Source organism: Kitasatospora sp. NPDC051984 (assembly GCF_044593455.1).
Taxonomy (GTDB): domain Bacteria; phylum Actinomycetota; class Actinomycetes; order Streptomycetales; family Streptomycetaceae; genus Kitasatospora.
Genome location: NZ_JBIUCB010000002.1, coordinates 387,326 through 391,103, shown reverse-complemented (window position 1 = coordinate 391,103; position 3,778 = coordinate 387,326). Strand labels below are relative to the sequence as shown.

Genomic DNA, 3,778 nt, shown 5'->3' with positions numbered 1-3,778 from the left:
ACGCACAGCCAGTCCATTGCGCAGGAGGCGATGCAGCTGCGCTCGCCTGCCACGCGCGACGTGGGTGAGGAGCCGCATTCGCAGACGCACAGTGAATCGACGAGCGGTGGTGGCGGGGGCGGCAAGTTGGTCGAGGCCGCCACCCGGGATGTCGGTGGGGAGGAGCCGCATTCGCAGACGCACAGCCAGTCCATTGCGCAGGAGGCGATGCAACTGCGCTCGCCTGCCACGCGCGACGTGGGTGAGGAGCCGCATTCCCAGACGCACAGCCAGTCCATTGCGCAGGAGGCCATGCAACCGCGCTCGCCCAGCACGCGTGATGTGGGCGACGAAACGCCTCATGAGCAGACGCACAGCCAGACGACGTCAGGTGGTGGGGGAAGCAAGTTGATGGCGGCTGCGACTCGGGATGTCGGGAGCAAGCCGAGTGTGCAGACGTACAGCCAGTACGTCACGGAGGAGGTTGCGGAGCCGGGGTCTCCCGCTACTCGCGACGAGATCCACACCCAGGGGCACAGCAGTTCGTCGCCGGGCGGAGGAATCAGTGCCGATCTGCTACTGGAGCGGGTGGACGCGGCACTGCGTCCGATCATCGAGGCCGAGCTCGGGAAGTCCAGAGACAGTGGGCCGGGGCGTGGCAGTTCGGGCCCGCCCGGTGGGCCCGGTGCCGGGAAGGCCTCGGGGGCCGGGCCGGCGGGACCGCCTCCGTCGTGAGTGAAGTGACGTACTGAAACGAGCGAGAGGTTGCGATCGCCTCTCGCTCCATCACGTGATGCGCTGCGCTGCACTGTGCCGTAAGGAGAGAAAGTGACTACTGTTGTTGCCGCCCCGAGGCTGGGCCTCGCCATCCTGAAGGTGGCGGGGAGGTGCAATTTGGACTGCACGTACTGCTACGAATTCAATCTGGCGGACCAGACGTTGGCCGAAGGTCCGCGCATGATGTCGGACGAGGTTTTCTCCGCCACGATGGAACGCCTTCGCCGGCATGCCGAAATGAGCGGACAGCGCTCCGTTTCGCTGTCCTTCCACGGTGGGGAGCCGTGTCTGATCGGGGCGGCGCGCTTCGACCGTTGGTGCACGGAGGCGCGCGCTTCGCTGCCGGGCCTTCGGGTGTACATCTCCATTCAGACCAACGGCACGCTCCTCAACCGCGAGTGGATCGATGTCCTGCTGAAGCATGACGTCGATGTCGGTATCAGCCTGGACGGGCCTCCGGACGTCCATGACACCTTCCGGGTCCGGCGCAACGGGAGCGGGTCGTACCGTGCGGTGCGCCGCGGTCTCGATCTGTTGCAGAAGCACGGCGTGCGGTACGGGATTCTGGCCGTGGTGCAGTTGGGGGCCGACCCGCTGAAGATTCACCGGCACTTCCTGGAGATCGGTTGTCGCAGTATCAGCTATCTGATGCCGGACATGACTCACGAAACCATCGGCGACGTGCACGAGAAGTACGGCCCGACTCCCTGTGCCGACTATCTGATCCCCATTTTCGAGGACTGGTGGAACAATTCGACGCTGGAAGTGCGGATCCGGAACTTCTGGGAGGTGTCCCGTCTGATTCTCGGTGGGTCGAGCCACGTCGATGCCCTGGGGAACATTCCGTTGGGATTCGTCGTGGTCAATCCGAGTGGTGACATCGAAGGGCTCGACGTCCTCAAGGCGTGCGAGGAAGGGATGGTGCGGACGGGCATCAATGTTCTCCGGGACGATTTCGTGGACCTGATCGAGGCGAGCCCGTTGCACAGTCAGATGGTTTTCGACGGTGCTCCCCTGCCGAACGACTGCGTGGGGTGCGTCGAGATGAGCACGTGTGCGGGCGGCTATCACCCGCACCGGTATTCGCGGGACCGTGGTTTCGACAATCGCAGTGTGTGGTGCGCCGACCTGCTGAAGATTTTCGGGCATTTGCGCCGGCGACTCGATGTGGAACCCAAGGAAACGCTCCGGCTCCGCCGCGAGTTGGCCGGCGCCCCGGCGTGATGGGCCCGGCCGGAACCAGCTGTTCGTGCGCCGAAGGAAGAAAGTGAAGTGACGATGAGCGACCCCAGCACGGGTGGTCAATCCGCGAGCGATGAACTCGCGTACTTTCCCAACGCGGGCAGTGCGCAGCTCGCACTCGTCCGCGACCCGGTGAAGTTCAGCGTTCGCTTCGGCATCGAACGCGATGCGTTGCAGCCCGAGGCCCAGGACCTGCTGCGGAACCGGGCCACTCAGGTGGAGCAGCTGGCCGGCCAGCAGCTCATCGTCTACACGCTGAGCCCGGCCGAGGCGGCGAGTGCGGTGCAGGTGCTCAACCGGGAGCGCAGTGTGGAGGTCGCCGCGCCGGTGCTCCATCGGGCGGGGGGCGGTCAGGACGACATCTACGTCACCAGCAACTTCGTCGTGCAGTTCCGGCCGGAGGTGACCCGTGCACAGATCGACCAGCTGAACAGTCAGCACGGGGTGCGGGTCGTGGAGGAGCTGGGGTACGCCGAGAACGGGTTTCTGCTCGCGGCTCCCGCCGGCGCGGACGGGCTGGGGGCCATCCGGATGGCCAACACCTACCGCGCCACGGGCCTCACCCTGTTCTCCCACCCCGACCTGATCTCGAAGAAGCACCGGCGCCGGGCCGCCACGGTGGCGGCCCCGGCGGAGGCGGGGCCGTCGGTGCAGGCGCTGCGCGATGCCGGCTATGTCTCCCTCCAGTGGCATCTCCAGGCCGCCAATGTGGTGGACGCGTGGTCGCTCACCATGGGCGACCCCGCCATCCACGTCGCGATCCTCGACGACGGCACCGATACGAGCCACCCGGAGTTCGCCGGGAAGCTGGGGCCTCAATTCGATTTCTCCGCGCACATCCCCGACGCCACGCCGAAGTCGGACCTGGAGAACCACGGCACCGCCTGCACCGGGGTTGCCGCGGCGAAAGGGATCCGGGCGTCCGGTGCGGCTCCGGAGTGCTCGCTCATGCTCGCGCGCTTCCCCGAGTACCTCGGATCCGCCGACGAGGCGCGCATGTTCCAGTGGGCCGCGGACAACGGGGCCGACGTCATCAGTTGCAGCTGGGGCCCGCCGGACGGGGCGGGTGCCGCCGAGCCGCTGCCCGGCGCCACGGACGCAGCCATCGCGTACTGCCTGCAGAAGGGCCGCGGTGGCCGGGGGATCCCGATCTGCTGGGCGGCCGGGAACGGCAACGAGTCGGTGGATAAGGACGGCTATTCCTCGAATCCGAACGTCATCGCGGTGGCCGCCAGCACCAACCGTGAACGCCGCGCCTACTACAGCGATTTCGGCAACGCGATCTGGGTCTGTGCGCCGTCGAGCGGTGCCGGCTCGCTCGGCGAGAAATCCATCCTCACCACCGACCGCACCGGCGCCAAGGGATACAACGACGGATCCGAAGGCGTGGACGCCGACTACACGAATTCCTTCGGTGGCACCTCGTCCGCCGCGCCGCTGGTGGCGGGCATCATCGGGCTGGTTCTCTCGGCGAACCCCGGGCTGACCGCCCAGCAGGTGCGGGGCATCCTCAAGGACACCGCCCGCAAGATCGGTGACGGCTACGACGCGACCGGGCACAGCCCCGACTACGGATACGGGCAGGTGGACGCGCACGCCGCCGTCCTGGCGGCCCAGTCCCAGTCGCAGTCCTCGTCCTCGTCCTCGTCCTCGTCCGCTTCCCCGCCCCAGTCCGGTCGCGACTTGTCGGTCTCGGGGCCGGCGGGTGTCAGCCGCTCGGGTCCGCCGCCCGTGTTCACGCTGGATGCGGGGCCGGGGCCGCAGTTGTTCTTCGCGGTGG

The 3,778-nt window shown here is 67.3% G+C and carries 3 protein-coding genes; all 3 read left to right on the top strand.

What is annotated here, in order from left to right:
* Window positions 1-714 (top strand): hypothetical protein (locus ACIHEI_RS05680; protein WP_396605737.1); only part of this gene is annotated, 714 nt, incomplete at its 5' end.
* 93 nt (window positions 715-807) lie between these two features.
* Window positions 808-1,980 (top strand): radical SAM protein, encoded by a 1,173-nt coding sequence (locus ACIHEI_RS05675; protein ID WP_396605736.1) that lies wholly within the window; start codon window positions 808-810, stop codon window positions 1,978-1,980.
* 54 nt (window positions 1,981-2,034) lie between these two features.
* Window positions 2,035-3,778, top strand: a 1,744-nt coding sequence (locus ACIHEI_RS05670; protein WP_396605870.1) for a S8 family peptidase, incomplete at its 3' end; no start/stop codon positions are given.